Here is a 21713-nt window from a genome sequence, read left to right as displayed (position 1 = left end):
ATTCACCTTACCCATTTTTTATATGTATAACTAAATAAGGCTTTATACTGTTGTTCTCTCTATTTAGCTTATGGATCATAAGAAAAGGAGAGAGAAAAAATGAGTATATTAACAGTAGAAAATGTAAGTCATTCATATGGTGAGAAAACCATTTTATATAATACATGCTTTCGATTATTAAAGGGTGAACATGTTGGGCTAGTAGGGAAAAATGGAATTGGAAAATCAACATTATTACGCTTGTTAACAGGAGAACTTATACATGATGATGGGAAAATTGAATGGTTTCCACATGTGAAGATTGGCTTTTTACAACAACATATAGATTTGCAAGAAGGTATAACAATTGAAGAATACTTGCAAAGTGCGTTTTCTAATCTGTATGAGTTTGAACGTGAAATGTTAAAACTTACAGAAGAGATGGCTGGAGCAGGAGAAGTAGGGAAATTGTTAGTAAGGTATGGAGAGTTACAAACTATATTGGAGAATTCTAATTTTTATCAAATTCATACAGAAATTGAAGAAGTAGCGATTGGCTTAGGGTTGTTTGAAGTAGGAATGGAAAAGGATGTTTCAAAGTTAAGCGGTGGTCAACGGACAAAGTTATTACTTGGTAAACTCCTTTTAGAAAAAGCTGATGTTTTATTATTAGATGAGCCAACTAACTATTTAGACACAGCTCATATAGAATGGTTGCAATCATATTTACAAATGTATGAAAAAGCTTATATTATCATTTCGCACGATGAAGTATTTTTGAACAATATTACGAAAGTTATTTACCATCTAGATGAGCGCACAATTAAGCGCTATGTAGGTGATTATAATAGTTTTGTGCGTAATTATGAACTGCAAAAGAAACAATTACAGGCAGCATATACGAAACAGCAAAAGGAAATTGCACATTTAGAGAGCTTCATTCAAAAAAATAAAATTCGTAAAGCGAAACAAGCAAAAAGTCGTGAAAAAGTATTAGAGAAAATGCAAAAGGTTGAAAAGGTTAACTATGTACCTCGCGCTCGTTTTGATTTTAATGTTTATACTGAGCCAGTGAGTCGTATATTACAGGTAGAGAAACTGAAAATTGGTTATGGTGAACCGTTATTTTCGGAATTGGATTTTCAAGTGAAAAAAGGGGAAAAGATTGCGATTATTGGTCATAATGGGATTGGAAAAACAACAATGTTAAAAACATTACTAGGACAAATAAAACCGTTAGGCGGTTCAGTTTCTATTGGGGAACGAGTAAAACCCGCTTATTTTGCACAAGAGGAATTTTCCTCAGAAATAACTGCACTAGAGAGAGTATGGGCAGGAAGGCCAGACATGACAAGAAAAGAAATCCGACAAGCATTAGCAAAGTGCGGATTGAAAGAAGAACATGTATTAAAACCTATTCAATTATTAAGTGGAGGAGAACAAACAAAAGTACGGTTATGCGAACTTATCGTAACTAAAAGCAATGTTTTAATTTTAGATGAACCAACTAACCATTTGGATACAGAGACTAAGAGGGCTTTACAGGAAGCGTTAAAACAATATAAAGGTACGGTTTTAATTGTTTCACATGAGCCATCTTTCTATGAAGCGTGGATAACGAAAATATGGAATATCGAAGAATGGAACGTTTAATAATATGAATAAAGAAAAGGCATTAGCTTTTATGAGCTAATGCCTTTTCTTTGTGATTAACATGATTTTCGAAAATTCTTACATGAGAATTGTATGAAGAAGCACTCTTATGGTGCGCTTATATAAGAAGGAATGTTACCGTTTTTTTATACATTATTAATTTTATATATCGTTTAAAAGAATTTTCGTTGAATTTATAGAGTCAATTTTGAATGACGTAGCAGGATGATGAAATTTCATGTAAAATAATAGTAAAAATATGTAAAGGAGGGGATAGTGTGGATGTGTTTTTGAACATTGCTGAGGAAAAAATTCGTCAAGCGATACGGAATGGTGATCTTGATAATATTCCGGGACAAGGAAAACCACTACAATTAGAAGATCTTTCAATGGTACCTCCAGAATTAAGAATGAGTTATAAAATCTTGAAAAATGCAGGCATGATTCCACCAGAAATGGAATTGCAAAAAGATATATTGAAAATAGAGGATTTAATCGCTTGTTGTTATGATGAAGCAGAGAGAAAAAAATTACAAGAAGAGTTAACAGCAAAAACACTACGCTTTCAGCAGGTAATGGAAAAGAGAAAGATTAAAGATAGTTCAGCATTTCGTATGTATCAAGATAAAGTATTTCGTAAATTACGTTAAGAGGGATAAGATGAATAAATTTGAAACGATAGAAGAATTAGCACTATATATTGAAAAACAACAATTGGTACTTCTATTTATTAAAACGGAAAATTGTGGCGTTTGTGATGTTATGCTACGGAAAGTAAACTATGTATTAGAGAATTATGATTACGTAGAGAAAGTAGAAATATTACTACAAGACATGCAAGAGATTGCAGGGCGATATGCGATATTTACAGGACCGACAATTTTATTATTTCATAATGGAAAAGAGATTCTTCGTGAATCGCGCTTTATTTCGCTTGAAAATCTAGAGAGGACTATTCAATTATTCGAGGATTAAGGGAGGCTTTTATATGGAATTTATTATTGTCATACTATTATTTGTTGTAGTTGGAACAATTGTAACAGCAGTTCGATCAAACAAAAAGAAGGTAAATCTTACGAAACAAAATAACATTCATAATTCATCTAACAGCTCATCACCATTATTTTTCTTTGCTGGATCTGATAATGATAGCTCGCACGGAGGTTCACATGATTGTGGAGGGTCTTTCGGTGGAGATAGCGGAGGCAGCTGCGATGGTGGTGGAGGCGGCGGTGATTGATGAGAATACGCCCTATAAGTAAGGGGCGTATTTCTTTTTAAACAAACGTTTGATTAGTTGGCTTACATATGCATAAAAACAGTTAAACAAACGTTTGTTTAAATACTTTTAATATACTAAGGGGAATGGAAATGAAAAGGGAACCGAAAGTGAAAAACAAGGGGAAAGTAATGTTATTTTTATTAGCTGCGGGAGGCTTATTTCTTGTTAAATTAGGATTTAAAATTGGAATAATACATATGATTCGAACGTGGTTTGAGAATACGTTTTCTTAAATAAGGAATATAGCCTCTTGTAATAGAGGTTTTTAATTTGTTATTATTAGACTGAATGGTCGGTTTAAAGAGGTGTGAATATGAGAAGAAGTGCAGAAGAGATAAAGAAAGAAATTGCATATAAAGTAGAAAGTTTGTTTTCACAGCAGGGCTATGCAGCTACATCTATGGAAGAGATTTGTGAAATTACAGAGCGAAGTAAAGGCAGCATTTATTATCACTTTAAAAGTAAAGAAGAATTATTTTTATTTGTAGTGAAACAGCATACGTATGATTGGCTTGAAAAATGGAATGAAAAAGAGAAGTTGTATAGTACTAGTACTGAAAAACTATATGGTCTCGCGGAATATCATGTAGAGGACATACAGCAACCAATTTCAAATGCAATAGAGGAATTCTCTATGAGCCAAGTTGTAAGTAAAGAGATCTTGGATGAACTATTAGCTTTAACAAGAGAATCATATGTTATGTTCGAGAAACTAATTGAAGCAGGCATACAGTCTGGAGAGTTTCGTGAAGATAATACGCGCGATCTTATGTATATTGTGAATGGATTATTATCAGGGCTTGGAGTACTTTACTACGAGTTAGATTATAAAGAGTTGAAACGTATTTATAAAAAGGCAATAGATGTATTGTTAAAAGGAATGGCAGCTGAATAATAGGTCAGTTGCTTTTCTTACAAATTAAATTAGACCGAACGGTCGGTTTATGAAAGGGGAATGAAAATGAACGATTTATTTAAAAACCGAGCATTTATGCTCGTTATGGCGTCTGATATTTTACAACAATTTGCAATTTGGATTAGAAATATGGCTCTTTTGTATTTCATAATGGAGCGAACGAATAATGACCCGGTTTCTGTTTCGTTGTTATCAGTTATGGAATATGCACCTATTTTTATTTTCTCGTTTATCGGTGGTGCGCTAGCTGATCGCTGGAATCCGAAAAGAACAATGGTCGCTGGAGATGTATTAAGTGTACTGTCTATTATAGGAATTGTCCTGTTGTTAAAACTGGATTATTGGCAGGCTATATTTTTTGCAACACTCATTTCCGCGATTGTAGGTCAGTTTTCTCAGCCATCATCTTCGCGTATATTTAAGCGCTATGTAAAAGAAGAACAGGTAGCAAATGCGATTGCATTTAACCAAACATTACAGTCATTATTTCTGATTTTTGGACCAGTGGTAGGATCGCTTGTGTATACACAACTTGGTTTATTTACGTCACTATATAGCTTAATCATTTTATTTTTGTTATCTGCTATCGCTCTTTCATTCTTACCAAAATGGGTTGAAAAAGAGCAAGTGGTGAGGGATTCATTAAAAAATGATATAAAAGAAGGTTGGAAATATGTCCTTCATACGAAAAATTTACGTATGATTACGATCACTTTCACCATTCTGGGCTTAGCTGTTGGATTAACAAATCCATTAGAGGTGTTTCTTGTAATAGAACGTCTTGGAATGGAAAAGGAAGCAGTTCAATATTTAGCTGCAGCTGATGGAATAGGTATGTTAATTGGTGGTATTGTTGCTGCAATTTTCGCTTCAAAAGTGAACCCGAAAAAGATGTTCGTATTCGGTATGGGCATATTAGCGATATCATTTTTAGTAGAAGGGCTATCTACATCATTTTGGATTACCAGTTTCATGAGATTTGGAACAGGTATTTGTTTAGCCTGTGTTAATATTGTTGTCGGTACGCTTATGATTCAACTTGTACCAGAAAATATGGTTGGAAGAGTAAATGGGACGATTTTACCGTTGTTTATGGGGGCAATGTTAATTGGAACCTCACTAGCTGGAGGATTAAAGGAGCTGACCTCACTAGTTACCGTATTTTGTATAGCAATGTTACTTATTTTATTAGCAATAGGTCCGGTTTTACGTATGCAAATAAAGAAAGAAGATGTTGTTAATCGAGAGGAAATGACGAATTCATTGGTTTCGAAATAGCTATTGCAAGGGGGCTGAATTGCTCCTTTTTTCATGGCGATCTTTTGACAATGAAATGTACCGACTATATACTAATGTTGTAAAAACGATTTTACATGTTAGGAGAAAAGATGTGAAAAATCAAATTTATGAATTACGCACTGAGAATAATATTTCACAAGGTGCATTAGCTGATAAGTGTAAAGTTTCAAGACAGACGATAAATGCAATTGAGAATAATAAATATGATCCAAGCTTAGCGTTAGCTTTTCGTTTAGCGGAAGTATTAGGAACAACTGTTGATAAACTATTTTTGTATAAGATGTAGCGTCTTTCATAGTGGGGCGCTATAAGAAAAAGATCCTCTTCTTATGTGAAGAGGATCTTTTTCTTATAGCGTTTTAGTTTTTGGACTAGGTGGTGTAACAGATGTGTCATTTTCAGGAACTCTAGTTAATAGGAATCCACCGATAATAAACAGAACAATAATACTAAGTACACCAGCGTTTGTTTTTCCTGTTAATTGTGTTGTGACACCTACTAATACTGGACCCATAATTGCCGCGAATTTACCAAAGATATTATAAAATCCGAAGAATTCATTTGCAGATTCTTTCGGTACTAGTTTTGCGAAATATGAACGGCTAAGTGCTTGAATCCCGCCCTGAGAAGTAGCAACTAACATTGCTAAAATCCAAAAATCAAGTGTCGTTTTTAAGAAATAAGCATATGTGCAGATAATGATATAAATAATAATACCGACATATAGCATTTTTTTACCGGTAAATGTTTCTGATAGTTTTCCGTATAATAAAGCGAATGGACAAGCGACAATTTGTGTTACAAATAAGATGATTAATAGATTAGTTGCACTAATACCGAGATCTGTTCCGTAGGCGGTAGACATAGTAATAATTGTATCGACCCCGTCAATATAGAAAAAGTAAGCTATTAGGAACATAAATACAGTTTTATATTCTTTAATATTTTTAAAAGTATCAGCAAGGCGCTTGAAGCTCATTGCAATTGGTCTTGGGTGGCGTTCAATATAGTGTGTTTGCTCTACATTTTTTAGCATTGGAATTGTAAATAACCCCCACCAAAGTGCTGTTATCGCGAATGAAATTTGACTAGCGATGCCAACAGATAAAGGAATAGTTCCTTTTTGAGCAAGAATAATAAGAGCGATACAACCGATAAAAGGGATAGTACTCCCAATATAGCCTAAAGCGAAACCTCTCGTAGAAATTCGGTCCATTCTATCTTTAGAGGTAACATCTACTAAAAATGCATCATAAAAAATATTTGCTCCAGCAAAGCCAACTAATGCAAGCATATAGCATCCTAGTAATAAGTACCACTGAGATGTTGGCACAACTGCTAGCATACTTGTAAATACGATGCCAAGTCCAAAAAAGAATGTGAAAAATCTTTTTTTAAACCCTTTATAATCAGCAACTGTGCCGAGAATAGGAGCAAGTATAGAAATTAAAAGTGTAGCGAACGAGTTTGCATATCCCCAATAGGCTGTTGAAGTTGCACCAGATAGTCCAGCTTCTTTTGCAGCTGCCTTAAAGTAAATTGGGAATAATGCAGTTGTAATGACGAGCGAATATACGGAGTTCGCCCAATCGTATAATATCCAGCTTTTTTCTTGTCTGGACATTTTTTTCATATAGTGTTCCCCCTTAAATTTGTTCTACTAACAGTGTACAAAAATAAAAATTATAAAAAGAGAAACAGTGATGATTTTTACATAACTTTTACATATATACACAGTTCTTTACAATTGAAGTAAATCCTCTACAATTGATCCGTCTGTTTCACCTAAGTGTAAACCGAGTAGTCTAGCGATAGTTGGACCTTCATCAATAAGTCTCATATACGGGATAGTAACACCGCTTTTTATCCCTTTCCCAGCAGCGATAAAAATTGTTTCATAGTTAGGTTTTGTTGGAGAGTATCCATGTGTACCAAATGTATATTTTTTACTAGGCGTAACATCTTTTTCAGTAATTTCTTTTATAAAATCTCCTGTATAGTTTTCAGTGAAATAATATCCTTCACGCGCTTCTAACATAAATAAACAATTACCATCTGCACCGCAGTCTTTTGCAGCTTCATCATGAAGCATAAATTCAATACCGTTTTGTTTATTTTGAAGCAGTTCATCAAGTAGTAGCTGTACGTCTCGAATTGTATCGGTATCGTTCTTATCTTTCACATATACATAGGCAGATCCGTCACAACTTTGGCAATAGGCCTTCCAGTCTACTAATTTTCCTTTGGAATTTATAGATATAAGCCCTTTTTGATGAAATAGTACATTTAATTGAATGGCTTTGTTTTCACTTAAAGCGCTATGATCACCAAGAGCGATAATTGTACTTTCTTCGTATAGGTCACTGTCTTTTAAAGCTTGAATAATTTTCCCTAGTCGCTCATCATGTCTATGAATTGCGGCTATTGTTTCTTTTGATTCAAAGCCGTGATAGTGTCTTTGAGTGTCTAAATCGGTGAAATGTACGAACATAACATTAGGCTTTTTCGTATGGATTGTATGTACAGTAGAAGCGAGGACGAAATCATCAAGTTCAGGCTGTGACAGTCCATTTCGTATATGACCGAAACGACGATTTAAATCTAGTTGATATAGCGGACTACCGCTAAATAATGAAACTAAAATTTGATTTTGCCACGGTCTATTTGGAAAGATTTCTGGTAAATTGTAATCAATATTTGCTCTTCCAGTAACAGGCCATAGAAGGGCAGCTGTCGTTAAATTTGCTTTGCGTGCTTCATCGTATAAAGTTGTTCCTTTAATGGACTTTCGATACCAATGCCAATCTGGTGACTCACGTCCTGGTTGAAGTAATGTATTGCTGACAACGCCATGTTTATTAGGATAGTTTCCAGTAACGATTGTTGAGTGACTTGGATATGTTACAGAAGGATAAATAGGTTCCACTTTTTTTGCAATCGCACCCCTGTTTATTAATGTTTGGAAATTAGGGAGTTTTTGTAATATAGGAAAATCTAAAGCTGATAAGCAATCGAAAGATAAAATAATGACGTGGTTTGTTAATGCTTTATCCATAAAGTTCCCTCCTGATTATATAAAACCTATTCTTATATATTACTATTAATACCTAGTAATAAAAATATATTTCTAGGTGAAAATTTATTATTTATTTTCAGAAAAATTAAACATATAATTAAGTATAAGAGAATCCATGGAAGGAGGAAACAATATGGATTGGCTAGATGGATTTGGTATCTTTTATATCATTGGCGGAATTACGATTATCCTTGTATTTGCTATTTCGTATTTACTAAAGAAACGGTTTCCAAACAAACAGTTCGATATTATATTTGCACTTAGTTTAATACTTCTTTGCTTAGCATCCTTTCCGGTTACAATGATGGTAATTGGTGGATGGGAAGGAATGGGATATGGATTTATTGGTTTCTTCGTTCTACTTGGTACACTTATCGGTATGATTGCACATCAACTTGTAAAAATCACGAGAAAAAGCTACGTATAAAACTGCAAAAAATGAAAAGAATATATAAAAATGAGAAAATTAGCTATTGTTTAAAAAAAGAATTTGTATTATGATAATCAACAAATTTATTTCGTTATAACGATGAAAAAGGACTAGTACATGTTCAACCTTTTTATCAGAGAGAGAATCCGCCCGGCTGAAAGATTCTTAAAAAGGCGATATGGAACCTACCTTTGCGTTCTGTATATGCAGCGGGAATTCCCCGTTATCAAAAAGAGAGCATGCGCAATTTTTGTGCATGAATCAGGGTGGTAACGCCGGCAAAGCTCGGTCCCTATTTAGGGGCACGGGCTTTTTTGTATTTTCAAAAGGAGGAAGACGGACTATGGCAAAAGAACAAGTACAAGCGATTACGAAGATGGAAGAGGACTTTGCACAGTGGTACACAGATATTGTAAAAAAAGCAGAACTTGTTGATTATTCAAGTGTAAAAGGATGTATGATTTTACGCCCGTACGGCTATGCCTTATGGGAAAATATGCAAAAAGTGATGGATGAGAAGTTGAAAGCAACTGGTCATGAAAATGTGTATATGCCAATGTTTATCCCAGAGAGTTTATTGCAAAAAGAGAAGGATCATGTAGAAGGATTTGCTCCTGAAGTAGCATGGGTGACACATGGTGGGGATGAAAGGTTAGCGGAAAGACTTTGTGTACGCCCTACATCTGAAACGTTATTTTGTGAGCATTTTTCAAAAATTGTACAATCCTATAATGATTTGCCGAAGCTATATAATCAGTGGTGTTCAGTAGTTCGTTGGGAGAAAACAACGCGACCATTCCTTCGTACGACTGAATTTTTATGGCAAGAGGGTCATACAATTCATGAAACAGCAGAGGAATCTCAAAATGAAACATTAAATATTTTAAATTTGTATGCTGCTTTTTGTGAAGATTACCTAGCCATTCCAGTTATTAAGGGGCAAAAAACAGAAAAAGAAAAGTTTGCCGGAGCGAAGGCAACTTATACGATTGAAAGCTTAATGCATGATGGAAAAGCACTTCAAACAGGAACATCTCATAACTTTGGGACGAACTTCTCAGAAGCATTTGATATTAAGTTTTTAGATCGTAACGGTAAATGGCAATATGTACACCAAACATCTTGGGGTGTATCAACAAGGATGATAGGTGGACTGATTATGGTTCATAGTGATAACAATGGGCTTGTAATGCCACCAAAAGTTGCTCCAGTGCAAGTTGTTATCGTACCGATTGCGCAGCATAAAGAAGGTGTGTTAGAAAAGGCAACAGAGTTACAAGGGCGTATTCAAAACGTTGCACGTGTAAAAGTAGATGCTAGCAATAAAACACCTGGTTGGAAATTTAATGAGTATGAAATGAAGGGAATTCCAATCCGATTAGAAGTTGGTCCAAAGGATATTGAAAAGAATCAAGTCGTACTTGTAAGAAGAGATACGAAGGAAAAAGAGTTTATATCAATGGATCAATTAGAAGAACGCATTCCATCATTACTTGAGGAGATTCATCATTCTTTATTTAATAAAGCAAAAGTATTTAGAGATGAGAGTACTTATAGTGTGACGAATTTCGAAGAGATGAAAAAAATAGCTGATGAAAAACAAGGTTTTATTAAAGCAATGTGGTGCGGAGAACTAGCTTGTGAAGAAAAATTAAAAGAAGAAGTTGGAGTATCTTCACGCTGTATGCCTTTTGAGCAAGAGCATTTAGCTGACGAATGTATTTGTTGTGGTAAAGAAGCTAAGCAAATGGTGTATTGGGGAAAAGCGTATTAATACTCTTTTTTATAGATGATAAAAAGGACCTTGGATTGTATGATAAAATGCGATCCAAGGTCCTTTTTCATTTTATTGTTTGTATCATGTAATTTTTAGATGGAAGGATGTTATTTTTTTATTTTGCGTTTTTACGACGAATAAATAGTAACATACCAATTAGGAATGTTGAAAGACCAATTAAAATAGAAGCAGGATAATGTGTTGCAGTATTAGGTAACTTATCGCCTTGTTTTACTGAATTATCTTTTACTTTGCCGTTTTGAGAGCCGTTATCACTTTGAGAACTGCTGTCGCCTTTAACACGGTTGCCCCCCTGAGAGCCACCACCTTGAGAATTGCTGTCGCCTTTAACACGGTTGCCTCCCTGAGAGCCATTGCCGCCTTGAGAACCGTTACCACCAGAACCGTTGCCACCAGAGCCACTGCCACCAGAGCCACTGCCACCAGAACCGTTGCCACCAGAACCACTGCCACCAGAACCACTGCCACCAGAACCGTTACCACCAGAACCGTTGCCATCAGAGCCACTGCCACCAGAGCCACTGCCACCAGAACCACTGCCGCCAGAACCACTGCCACCAGAACCGTTGTCACCAGAACCGTTGCCGCTAGAACCACTGCCACCAGAGCCACTGCCACCAGAACCGTTGCCACCAGAACCACTGCCACCAGAGCCACTGCCACCAGAGCCGTTGCCACCAGAGCCGTTGCCACCAGAACCACTGTCACCAGAACCGTTGCCGCCAGAACCACTGCCGCCAGAACCGTTGCCACCAGAGCCACTGCCGCCAGAGCCGCTACCGCCAGAACCGTTGCCACCAGAACCACTGCCATCAGAGCCATTGCCACCAGAACCATTGCCGCCAGAACCACTGCCATCAGAACCGTTGCCGCCAGAACCACTGTCACCAGAACCGTTGTCACCAGAACCGTTGCCACCAGAACCACTGCCACCAGAACCGTTGTCATCAGAACCGCTACCACCGGAGCTGTTGCCGCCAGAACCACTATCGTCTTGAGAACCGCTGTTTCCTGGTGGTTTATTATTATCTTTTGAGTTGCCTTCTGCTAAATGATCGTTATTTTGTACAATTGCGTTTGTTACTGGAGAGAAGTTTTCCGTTGCTGCATTACCGATATTTAAACCACTAAAAAAAGATAAAGAGAGTGTTGATGCTAAAATGAAGATTTTCGTCATTGTTTTCCTCCTAAGAAATTAATATTCCATCTAAAATACATCCCTTTGTAATATTTCATAGGAAAAAGAGTTTTATGCAAAAAAAACTATATATAGAAAAAGGTGGTGTATTTCTAAAGAGAGAAAAGAGTTAGTGTAAACTCTTTACCTCGCTATTCGCCGGGCAGTAAGACCCCCACCTCAAAATTCAGCGAAAGCAAAGAAGTTAGGTGGGGGGCGGGCTGCCCGTAAAAGCCCGATTGGTGAGAGCTGATTAAAGTTTCACTTTATAAATAGTAGAGCAATGAGAATTTTACATTTAGTACAGTAGAGGAAGTGACAGCAGATGAAAGAATATATTGCATTTGATATTGGTGGTACACAAATTAAATATGGAATTGTTTCAGAAACAGGAACAGTACTAAAGCATAAAACAGCTCCAACAGAAATTCATTTGGGTGGGGAACAAATCATTCAAAAACTTATTCTTCTATCCCGAAAATTAATGAATGAACATACGATTTCGGGAATTGGCATTAGTACTGCGGGAATTGTTAATATTCATAAAGGAGTTGTAACGGGAGGGGCGGAGCATATTCCGAACTACGCGACTATTCCTATTATTGATAGATTGCAAGAGGTATTACAAGTTCCTGTGTCCGTTGAAAATGATGTGAATTGTGCAGCTTTGGGTGAAAAGTGGAAAGGTATTGGAAACGGAAAAAGAAATTTTATTATGCTTACTCTTGGAACTGGTATTGGAGGAGCGATTTTTATAGATGGAGAGTTATACAGGGGACATTCTTTTAGTGCTGGTGAATGGGGAAATATGTTAATAGAAGGAAAGAAGTTTGAAGAGGTCGCTTCCATTTCAGGGTTAATTCGTCTTGTGCGAAAATACAAAGGGGAAAGTGATTGGAATGGAAAAACAATTTTCGAATTGTATGATAAAGGAGATAGGGAAGTTACGCAAGCAGTTGAGGTTTTCTTTAAACATTTAGCGATTGGAATTAGTAACCTTGCTCATATTTTTAATCCAGAAATGATTGTTATAGGTGGCGGAATTACTGATAGAGGAAATCAGTTCTTAAAAGAAGTAAAAGAAGAGGTAGAAAAATATTTAAACAAAGAGATTTATAATAATTGTGAGATCAAACTTGCACAAAACGGTAATTGTGCAGGAATGATTGGTGCTATTTACCACTTCTTACATCATCATAAGTAAATTATATGAATGTTTTCATATAACTGAGAATTTATCCTTTTTATCACTAGGTAAATAATGCTACAATATAAGGGAAGAATACAATATTTTCCGCCTTGGAAAATGCTTTGTAGAAAGGAAGAAACTGCATGCCTATTATTTTAGAAAAAGGTCAAAAAATCGATTTAACGAAAGGACAACCAAAAGTAGCAAAACTACAGGTTGGCTTAGGCTGGGATCCAATTGGGCAATCAGGTGGGTTTCTGTCTTCATTATTTGGAAGTAAACCAAATGTAGATTGTGATGCATCTGTTGTTATGTTAGAAGGGGATCGTTTTTTAAACAAAAACGATTTAGTTTACTTCGGAAACAAACTTTCTACTTGTGGTAGTATTATTCATTCAGGAGATAATTTAACAGGTGAAGGCGCTGGTGATGACGAAACAATTTTCGTAGAATTACATAAAGTTCCGAGCCGTATTAATCGTTTAGTATTCGTTGTAAATATTTATGACTGTGTAAATCGTCGTCAAGATTTCGGGATGATTCGTAATGCATATATTCGCATTCAAAACCCGCAAACTGGTGAAGAATTAGCACGCTATAATTTATCGGATAATTATGCTGGCAAAACGACTCTAATTGCAGGTGAAATGTATCGCCACGGAAGTGAATGGAAGTTTTCAGCTGTTGGAGAAGGTACACAAGATAAAAACTTAAGTGAGATTGTATCACGTTATCAATAAAATAAACCGGGGAGGAATTGAATATGGCATCAATTTCATTGAAAAAAGGACAAAAAGTAGACTTAACAAAAACGAATCCAGGTCTTTCAAAAGTTCTTGTAGGACTTGGTTGGGATACGAATCGTTATGACGGACAAAACGATTTCGATTTAGATGTTAGTATTTTCTTAGTAGGTGCGAATGGTAAAGTTTCAGGAGCAGAGGATTTCGTCTTCTATAATAACCCAAAAGGTGCGAATGGTGCTGTAGAGCATTTAGGAGATAACCGAACTGGTGAAGGTGAAGGCGATGACGAATCGATTAAAATAGACTTGAAAAATGTTCCTGCACATATTGAACGTATTTGTTTCACAATCACAATTTACGATGGAGAAGGCCGTAGCCAAAACTTCGGACAAGTTTCTAACTCTTTCGTACGTATTCTAGATGAAGAAAAGAATGCAGAATTAATTCGTTACGATTTAGGAGAAGATTTCTCTATTGAAACTGCTGTAGTAGTAGGAGAGTTATACCGTCACGCAGGTGAGTGGAAATTCAATGCAATCGGAAGTGGATTCCAAGGTGGATTAGGTTCTCTATGTAATAACTTTGGTTTAGATGTAGAGTAATAGACTTATATATCCATCAGTGAAATGTATATTTACTGATGGATATATTTTTAAAGATTAAAATATAGAGGTGAATATAAATGGTTATTCAGTTACAAAAAGGACAGAAGATTGATTTAGGTAAGACAAGCCCTGGTTTAACAAAAGCGGTAATTGGTCTTGGGTGGGATATTAAATCTTATGATGGTGGATCTGATTTTGATTTAGATGCATCGGCATTCCTATTAGATGCGAATGGAAAATGTACGAAGGAAACTGATTTTATTTTCTATAACAATTTACAGTCTCCTTGTGGATCTGTTCTGCATACAGGAGATAACCGCACAGGTGAAGGTGAAGGCGATGATGAGCAACTTGTTGTAGATTTGAAAAAGGTTCCAGCAGATGTTCATAAAATTGCTATTACAGTTACAATTTATGATGGAGAAGGCCGTAATCAAAACTTTGGACAGGTTGCAAATGCATTTGTTCGCCTAGCAAATGAAGAAACGAATGAAGAAGTTCTTCGTTTTGATTTAGGAGAAGATTTTTCTATCGAAACAGCAGTTGTCTTTTGTGAATTATACCGTCATAATGGACAGTGGAAGTTTAATGCAGTAGGAAGCGGTTTCCAAGGTGGATTAGGTGCGCTTGTAAGAGCGTACGGCCTGGACGCATAGGAAAGGAAACGACATTCGTTTCCTTTTTTTGACCTTTCTATAAATCTAGCAAAGAATAGGGGATAAATGTAAGATGAGTATTTTGCAAGGAATCCTTGATACGTATGCTCAGTTTTTCGACTTGGACATGTGGATTAAAGTGTTGCAAGATCCAGTATCTTGGGGATTAATTGGTACACTTGTTGTACTTGAAGGATTGTTATCTGCTGATAACGCACTTGTGTTAGCAGTAATGGTAAAACACCTTCCGGAAGAGAAACGTAAAAAAGCATTATTCTATGGACTTATTGGAGCTTATGTATTCCGCTTTATTGCAATTGGAATCGGAATGTTCTTAATTAAATTAGCATGGGTAAAGGTGTTAGGTGCACTTTACTTAGCTTGGCTTTCAATTAAATACTTCATTGATAAACGAAAAGGTAATGCAGAAGAAGAAGAGGCTCATGGTATGAACCAAAATAGCATTCTCTTCAGAATGTTTGGTGTCTTCTGGGGAACGGTTGCGATGGTTGAGTTAATGGATATTGCGTTCTCTGTAGATAGCGTACTTGCTGCATTTGGTGTATCGAATGAAGTTTGGATTTTATTATTAGGCGGAATGCTTGGTATTTTAATGATGCGTGGTATCGCTGGCGTATTCTTAAAATTGTTAGAGCGTATTCCAGAACTTGAAACGACAGCATATATTTTAATCTTAATTATTGCGGCAAAAATGCTGTTGTCTGTCATTCATATTGAAATAAGTCATATGCTGTTCTTTATTATTTTAGTTGTAGCGTTTGGAGCAACATTTATACTTCACTACATGAAGAATTCTGGACAAGCTAAAGAAGAAGTTGCAGCTACTAAAAATGAACATAAATAATTGAAATGGGTTTGCTCGTTATACGAGCGCCCATTTTTTATAACTAAAAATAGTTTATAATAGAAGAGAGACTTTATAAAAAACGTAAATGTTTTTGGAGGTGAACTGTTGTGTTCTCACGTTTTACACTTCAACCATGTGCATTAAAAGAAGAATCAGATTTAAAGCAATTTGAAGCGCTTTTAGAAAAACGCCCACAATATGAACTGACAGAGAATGAGATGAAATTTAGTTATATAGCGACTCGTATTCTTGGTGTTCCCAATGATGTAGATGAATATTTCAATGAGCTATTTGATTATAGTGAAGCAAAAGGGATCGAGGTTTTGCATGAACGAAATTTAAATAAGGTAATTGATCCCGAAAAACTGCGCCATATTCAAGAAGTTTTTACATTACATCAAGAAGCACCGAATGGACTTACAGTAAATAGACTTGTAGCCCATTTGTCTGGAAAACAACTATTACCGCAAGTAGACAATCCTGATTTACAGCATTATATACATACGACGTTTATTTCGGTATTAAAATTGTATGAAAAACAACATAATCAATCTTTAAAAACAGAAGGGTTCCGTCGTTTCTTAATCGATATGATTAAATTAAGTGAAAATTACGTAGCGAAGTGGTTCTCTACGATTAATTATAAGAAACAAATGCCGCGTATCGTTTGGTATGGTGATGCGCAGGAAAGTCGTATATATTTCTTATATTTTCTTATTATGCTCGGTTGTGATGTGCTTTATTATCACCCGGAAGGAAAAGATGGCTTTGAGATTATTGATGAAGAGGGAAGGACTTTTATTGTGTCTCATCCAGGTCGTATTTCTCTTGAACCATTCCCAGATCGCCGCCGCGAGCGTGTTGCAACAGTAGCATATCAGGCTTCGAAAGAAATTGAACAAGTACTTCACCACGATAATTCACTACTGTACAGGCCGTGGCAATTCCGTTCATATACACCTGTAGCTCGCACGTTAAAAACGACATACGATGAACTCTTTTTAATTACGAAAGAAAAGGCGTTTGTACGCCCAACCTTCTTTGTTGAAAATAGACACATTTATATCCCTTCTTTATTTGCGAAAATATCAGGTGTTTCCAAAAATGATAAAGAATATTTTCAGCGACTAAAGGCTGTTACATCATTTGATAACAGTTTATTAATTAATACATTTCCATTTACGAAAGAACAAAAAGCAAATTTCCAATATCATTACAGAGATGCATTAGATCGCGGGGGGAAATTACATCCAGATTTAATTATGAATAGTCATTGGTGGCCACATAAACGTTTACCAGAAGGTTTACAACATGGTATTGCAGAGGCAATCATTCATACGTGCGAAAGTGAAATGTGTAAGCCAATTGCAAAAGAGACGAAACAAGATGTAGCATTGTATGTTTTTGCACAGCTTTCTCAAATCCCACCGAACATTTTAGAACAGCTTGAGAAATTTGATTATTCACAAGATGTACCGAAAATTGTTATATTTAATAATGAGAAGAGCGGAGAATTAACTCGTTCTGATGCAGTTTTATTACTATTTTTAAATCAAATTGGAGTAGATGTATTCCACTTTAATCCAACGGGAAGAAACGATATTGAACCGTATATTGAAGCAGGAGCATTTGATTCTCATTGGCTTGAAGAAGTTAATTTCGATCTTGAGTTTCATGGTTCATCAGCCTATAAAAATTTATCACAAACAATAAAAGGACTATTTCGTCCATTCTTATAAGGAAAGGGAGAATACCATATGAATAATCCAGTCGTACTAGATTCGAAAACAGAATTAAATGAGCAAACCGCACAAGATGTGCGTTTACAACTTAGACAAGATGCAGATGTGCAACGTATTTATAACGCAGTAGATATTAAAGACCAATTAGAATTAATTGAACTTGGAAAAGAACCTTCTATGGAAATTTCACGTTTTGCTGATCAAATTTTACATACAATGTCTTTATCAAAAATAGAAGACTCTGGTGAATTATTAAAACAACTTGGTAAAATTATGGACAGATTTGATAGTAAAGACTTTGCTGAAGAGAAAAGTGGTTTCTTCTCTCGCATGTTCAAAAAAGCGGATAAAATGATTGAACAAATCTTTAGTAAATATCAAACGATGGGCCGAGAAATTGATAAAGTTTATGTGGAAATTACGAAGTATCAAGATGAAATGAAAAAATCAATTGGTACATTAGATGGCCTGTATGAGCAAAACTTAAAATATTACTTAGACTTAGAAAAGTATGTAGTAGCAGGAGAAATGTTATTAGATCGTTTAAATACAGAGCTAGTTCCGATGTACGAAGAGCGTGTACGTAATAATGATCAATTAGCAGGTATTGAATTAGAATCTCTGAAAAACTCTGTTGAAATTTTAGAACAACGTATTGACGATTTAGAAAAAGCACGTATGGTTGCTCTACTTACAGCACCACAAATTCGTATGATTCAACGTGGTAACAATAAATTAATCGGTAAGATCAATACGGCATTTATTACAACAATTCCTATCTTTAAAAATGGTATCATCCAAGCTGTAAATGCGAAACGTCAAAAGCTAGTTGCAGATTCTATGGCCGAACTCGATCGCCGTACGAATGAATTACTTAAGAAGAATGCACAAAATATCGCAACGCAAAGTGTGGAAGTAGCGAGATTATCAGGTTCTTCTAGTATTAAGATGGAAACGCTTGAAGAAACTTGGAATATTATTTCGAGAGGTATGCAAGAAACACAACAAATTGAAGAGCAAAATAAACGTGAGCGTGAAGAAAGTCGCAAACGTATGGCTACATTAACAGAGAATATTAAAAAAGAATTACAAGGATAAATGGAAAGGCAATGAGGAACAATCCTCATTGCCTTTTAGTTTCTTCTAACTAATTTAATGATTTCATTCAAAACAAGCGGAATGATACTTAATAAGAGAACAAAGCCCCAATCTCGCATTGTTAATGCATGTACACCGAATATATTTGCAAGAGGTGGGATGGAGATGATACAAACTTGCATAAGAACCCCGATAAGAAGTGAGAAGACTAAATATTTATTTGTAAATAGCCCAATTGAAAAAATGGATTTCGTTCTTGAACGCAAGTTAAATGAATGAACGAGCTGAGAAAAACTAAGAACAACAAATGCCATCGTTTGAGCATGTAATAGAGCATCTTCATCAATTTTCTCTGGGAAAAGAGGAAATAAGTTTGTATCTCCGGTATAGAATTTTGCCCCGACGATAAAGGCTGCTAACGTTAAAAGTCCAATTACAACCCCGTTGAAAATAAGAAAAGGAACGCTACCACTAAATAGGCTTTCTTTCGCGCGTCGTGGCTTTTCTTTCATCACATCTGAATCTTCAGGGTCAACACCAAGTGATAGCGCAGGAAGTGTGTCGGTAATTAAATTGACCCACAAAATGTGGATTGGGCGTAAAGGTGTCGCCCAGCCAAGTAAAATTGCTAAAAATAACGTGATAATTTCTCCAAAGTTACAAGACAGTAGGAAGAGAATAGATTTTTTTATGTTCCGGTAAATATTTCTACCTTCTTCAACGGCTTTCACGATAGATGAGAAGTTATCGTCTGTTAAAACGACATCTGCTGCGCCTTTTGCGACATCTGTCCCTGTAATGCCCATTGCTACTCCAACATCTGCTTGTTTTAAAGATGGAGCATCATTGACGCCATCACCAGTCATAGAAACGATATTTCCTTTAGCACGTAATGCTTTTACGATCTTTACTTTATGCTCTGGAGAGACTCTAGCGAATACATTTAAGTGATTAATTTTGCTTGCTAGTTCTGTATCTGAAATGTTATCTAGTTCAGTTCCGATCATAATTTCAGATTTTTCTTCAGCGATACCAAGTTCTTTGGCAATTGCAAAGGCGGTATCCTTATGATCGCCAGTAATCATAACTGTACGAATACCAGCTTTTTTACACTCTGTAATGGAATCTTTTACTTCTGTACGTGGTGGATCAATCATACCGACAAGACCGATAAAGATGAGGTTTTCTTCGAGATGATTTATATCTACATCGTTCGCATTATGTTGTTTAAATGCGAATGAAAGTACTCTTAAAGCTTCTTGAGACATTGACCCGGCAGCTTCTAATATTTGATTTTTATCAGCATCTGTTAGAACTTCGATTTTACCGCTTTTAAATATGTGGGTACATCGAGGTAAGAGTTTATCAATAGCACCTTTCGTCATGCTATAGTAGCTTTCATCGTATGTATGCACGGTCGACATCATTTTACGATCTGAATCGAAAGGCAATTCGTTAACGCGTTCATGTATTTTTTCTAAATGATCCTTTTGCATGTTAAAAGTGTTTCCAGCAACGAGAAGCGCAATTTCAGTCGGGTCTCCAGTTTGTGAGTCATTATTGTAAGACGCATCATTACATAGCACCATATTTTCTAACAATAGACGTTGCGCATCATTATTTACATTTAGATTTTCTAAATGATCGTATGTGTTATCACTATAAAAGTGAGTAACAGTCATTTTATTTTGTGTTAACGTACCTGTTTTATCTGAACAAATAATTGTGACAGAACCGAGAGCTTCAACAGCTGGTAGTTTACGAATAATAACATTTTGTTTAATCATACGCTGAACACCAATTGCAAGAACGATGGAAACGATAGCTGGTAAGCCTTCTGGAATGGCTGCAACAGCTAAACTAATTGCAGTCATAAACATTTCTAACGTATCTCGTCCTTGTAAAAAACCGATGAGAAACATAATGACGCAAATAGCTACAGCGACAAAGCCTAAATATTTTCCTACCTGTGCTAAGCTTTTTTGAAGTGGTGTCATATCATCGTCTGCTTCATGTAAAAGGGTAGCAATCTTACCAATTTGTGAGTGCATCCCAGTTTCAACAGCAACGCCGACGCCACGTCCGTATGTTACTAGCGTCGACATAAAGGCCATATTTTTTTGATCGCCTAATGGTACTTGCTCATCACTTTGCATGGAAGGGTGGTAGATTGCATCTTTATCGACAGGGACAGATTCACCAGTTAGGGCAGATTCTTCAACCTTTAAATTAGCAGTTTCGATAAGCCGTAAATCACATGGTATATATCGTCCGGCATCAAGCATAACGATATCACCTGGAACGACGTACTCAGATGGGATTTCTTTAAGTTCGCCGTCTCGTTTTACGATAGCTTTAGGTGTCGCCATTTTCTTTAGTGCTTCTAAAGCTTGCTCGGCCTTGGATTCTTGGATGACACCAATAACTGCATTTAAAATAACAACGAGCGCGATAATACTTGCATCGGCCCATTCACCTACAAAGGCGGAAATAAGGGCAGCAATAATAAGGACGTATACGAGGACGTCGTTAATTTGGGAGAAAATGCGTTGCCATAAAGTACGTTTTTGTTTTGTTGTTAATTCATTAGGGCCATATTGCTTTAAACGTTCATTTACGATTTCATCTGTTAAACCGTGTTGTTCATTTGTTTCTAGATCGATTAATGTTTGATCTTTCGTCTTACTGTACCAATTGCTCATAAGTAAGCACCCCCAGTAAAAACAGTTAGCAATGGTAGTGTGGCAATTTTTTTAGAGTAGTATGTATGGAGAAAAAAATCTAAGATGAGGTTCTACTTTCATTGTACAGTATTTTAGAATGTGATGAGGAAAAGCGCAGAGTTGTCATGAATTTGTTGAAATTAAAAAGAGCCTCTATTTATGAGGCTCTTTGTTATTTTTTAATTAATGTACCTAACTCTTCTGTAATAGCTTGCATTTCACTAATGCTAAATGTTTCACGTTTCATAACATGCTCATAAATGTCACGTAAGTCCTCGTACATTTCTTCGTTAAAGCTAGCTGCTCTCATTGCCCCAGCATTAACCATGCGTAGTTTTTCTTTAATAGCTTCTACCATGTATTCAACGTTTTCTTCTGATTTTACGGATAAATCCACCGAAGTGTCCCCCTTTAAAATAACATAAGGATATCTTAACATTTTTTATCATTTTCGTTAATGAAACTTTTCAATCCTA

General features: G+C 35.9%; 22 protein-coding genes and 1 other annotated feature. Of the genes, 17 read left to right on the top strand and 5 right to left on the bottom strand.

What is annotated here, in order from left to right; genetic code table 11:
* The first annotated feature begins 99 nt into the window (after positions 1-99).
* From ACP6L7_RS25905 to ACP6L7_RS25870, 8 genes are all read left to right on the top strand, one after another.
* Entirely contained in the window at positions 100-1632 is a 1533-nt protein-coding gene (locus ACP6L7_RS25905; RefSeq protein WP_097828937.1) for an ABC-F family ATP-binding cassette domain-containing protein, read from the top strand.
* Positions 1633-1910: 278 nt separating this feature from the next.
* Positions 1911-2282, top strand: a complete 372-nt coding sequence (locus tag ACP6L7_RS25900) for a DnaJ family domain-containing protein (RefSeq protein ID WP_000382366.1) — start codon at positions 1911-1913, stop codon at positions 2280-2282.
* A 10-nt stretch (positions 2283-2292) separates the two neighbouring features.
* Positions 2293-2607, top strand: coding sequence for a thioredoxin family protein (locus ACP6L7_RS25895; protein WP_097828936.1), 315 nt, complete (start codon positions 2293-2295; stop codon positions 2605-2607).
* 13 nt (positions 2608-2620) lie between these two features.
* Positions 2621-2872: a hypothetical protein gene (locus ACP6L7_RS25890; protein ID WP_060486913.1), complete on the top strand. Its 252-nt coding sequence runs from the start codon at positions 2621-2623 to the stop codon at positions 2870-2872.
* Positions 2873-3003: 131 nt separating this feature from the next.
* Entirely contained in the window at positions 3004-3147 is a 144-nt protein-coding gene (locus ACP6L7_RS25885) for a histidine kinase (RefSeq protein WP_097828935.1), read from the top strand.
* A gap of 80 nt (positions 3148-3227) precedes the next feature.
* A complete protein-coding gene (locus ACP6L7_RS25880) occupies positions 3228-3809 on the top strand; it encodes a TetR/AcrR family transcriptional regulator (protein WP_097828934.1) in 582 nt (193 codons plus the stop codon).
* A 66-nt stretch (positions 3810-3875) separates the two neighbouring features.
* Positions 3876-5108: an MFS transporter gene (locus ACP6L7_RS25875; RefSeq protein ID WP_097828933.1), complete on the top strand. Its 1233-nt coding sequence runs from the start codon at positions 3876-3878 to the stop codon at positions 5106-5108.
* Between the two features lie 55 nt (positions 5109-5163).
* Positions 5164-5415, top strand: coding sequence for a helix-turn-helix transcriptional regulator (locus ACP6L7_RS25870; protein ID WP_002078892.1), 252 nt, complete (start codon positions 5164-5166; stop codon positions 5413-5415).
* Positions 5416-5478: 63 nt separating this feature from the next.
* Here ACP6L7_RS25870 and ACP6L7_RS25865 read toward each other — a convergent pair whose 3' ends face one another.
* Together ACP6L7_RS25865 and ACP6L7_RS25860 are read right to left on the bottom strand one after the other, a co-directional pair.
* Positions 5479-6762: an MFS transporter gene (locus tag ACP6L7_RS25865; RefSeq protein ID WP_097828932.1), complete on the bottom strand. Its 1284-nt coding sequence runs from the start codon at positions 6760-6762 to the stop codon at positions 5479-5481.
* A 108-nt stretch (positions 6763-6870) separates the two neighbouring features.
* The gene (locus tag ACP6L7_RS25860) at positions 6871-8184 is read right to left on the bottom strand and encodes an alkaline phosphatase family protein (protein ID WP_097828931.1); all 1314 of its coding nucleotides are present in this window, start codon (positions 8182-8184) and stop codon (positions 6871-6873) included.
* 154 nt (positions 8185-8338) lie between these two features.
* On the opposite strand from ACP6L7_RS25860, the gene ACP6L7_RS25855 reads away from it, so the two are divergent.
* Both ACP6L7_RS25855 and proS read left to right on the top strand, forming a co-directional pair.
* Positions 8339-8632 carry a YesK-like family protein gene (locus tag ACP6L7_RS25855; protein ID WP_141533598.1) on the top strand — a complete coding sequence of 98 codons (294 nt, stop codon included), beginning with the start codon at positions 8339-8341 and terminating at the stop codon, positions 8630-8632.
* 93 nt (positions 8633-8725) lie between these two features.
* Positions 8726-8932 (top strand) — a binding site (T-box leader).
* A gap of 46 nt (positions 8933-8978) precedes the next feature.
* Complete coding sequence (gene proS / locus ACP6L7_RS25850; protein ID WP_097828929.1) at positions 8979-10409, top strand: proline--tRNA ligase; 1431 nt, start codon at positions 8979-8981, stop codon at positions 10407-10409.
* Between the two features lie 118 nt (positions 10410-10527).
* On the opposite strand, the gene ACP6L7_RS25845 is transcribed toward proS, so the two are convergent.
* On the bottom strand, positions 10528-11610 hold the full coding sequence (locus tag ACP6L7_RS25845; RefSeq protein ID WP_430529482.1) for an LPXTG cell wall anchor domain-containing protein: 1083 nt from the start codon (positions 11608-11610) through the stop codon (positions 10528-10530).
* 325 nt (positions 11611-11935) lie between these two features.
* Here ACP6L7_RS25845 and ACP6L7_RS25840 point away from each other — a divergent pair, with 325 nt between their 5' ends.
* From ACP6L7_RS25840 to ACP6L7_RS25810, 7 genes are all read left to right on the top strand, one after another.
* Positions 11936-12814, top strand: a complete 879-nt coding sequence (locus ACP6L7_RS25840; RefSeq protein ID WP_097828927.1) for an ROK family protein — start codon at positions 11936-11938, stop codon at positions 12812-12814.
* A gap of 128 nt (positions 12815-12942) precedes the next feature.
* Positions 12943-13539 (top strand): TerD family protein, encoded by a 597-nt coding sequence (locus tag ACP6L7_RS25835; RefSeq protein WP_001121586.1) that lies wholly within the window; start codon positions 12943-12945, stop codon positions 13537-13539.
* Between the two features lie 23 nt (positions 13540-13562).
* The gene (locus ACP6L7_RS25830) at positions 13563-14147 is read left to right on the top strand and encodes a TerD family protein (RefSeq protein ID WP_141533322.1); all 585 of its coding nucleotides are present in this window, start codon (positions 13563-13565) and stop codon (positions 14145-14147) included.
* Between the two features lie 80 nt (positions 14148-14227).
* Positions 14228-14806, top strand: coding sequence for a TerD family protein (locus tag ACP6L7_RS25825; RefSeq protein WP_097828925.1), 579 nt, complete (start codon positions 14228-14230; stop codon positions 14804-14806).
* 73 nt (positions 14807-14879) lie between these two features.
* The gene (locus tag ACP6L7_RS25820; RefSeq protein WP_097828924.1) at positions 14880-15671 is read left to right on the top strand and encodes a TerC family protein; all 792 of its coding nucleotides are present in this window, start codon (positions 14880-14882) and stop codon (positions 15669-15671) included.
* Between the two features lie 110 nt (positions 15672-15781).
* Positions 15782-17413, top strand: a complete 1632-nt coding sequence (locus ACP6L7_RS25815) for a YceG family protein (protein WP_430529481.1) — start codon at positions 15782-15784, stop codon at positions 17411-17413.
* A gap of 18 nt (positions 17414-17431) precedes the next feature.
* Positions 17432-18514 (top strand): toxic anion resistance protein, encoded by a 1083-nt coding sequence (locus ACP6L7_RS25810; protein WP_001064411.1) that lies wholly within the window; start codon positions 17432-17434, stop codon positions 18512-18514.
* Positions 18515-18549: 35 nt separating this feature from the next.
* Here the strand turns inward: ACP6L7_RS25810 and ACP6L7_RS25805 are convergent, their stop codons facing one another.
* Positions 18550-21216 (bottom strand): cation-translocating P-type ATPase, encoded by a 2667-nt coding sequence (locus tag ACP6L7_RS25805; RefSeq protein WP_098361679.1) that lies wholly within the window; start codon positions 21214-21216, stop codon positions 18550-18552.
* 193 nt (positions 21217-21409) lie between these two features.
* Positions 21410-21634: a DUF1128 domain-containing protein gene (locus ACP6L7_RS25800; protein WP_000366197.1), complete on the bottom strand. Its 225-nt coding sequence runs from the start codon at positions 21632-21634 to the stop codon at positions 21410-21412.
* Positions 21635-21713 lie beyond the last annotated feature (79 nt).

Source organism: Bacillus silvicola (assembly GCF_050524305.1).
Taxonomy (GTDB): Bacteria; Bacillota; Bacilli; order Bacillales; family Bacillaceae_G; genus Bacillus_A; species Bacillus_A cereus_AT.
Note: the sequence above shows the minus strand (reverse complement) of the source record. Positions and strands in the feature narration are given on the sequence as shown.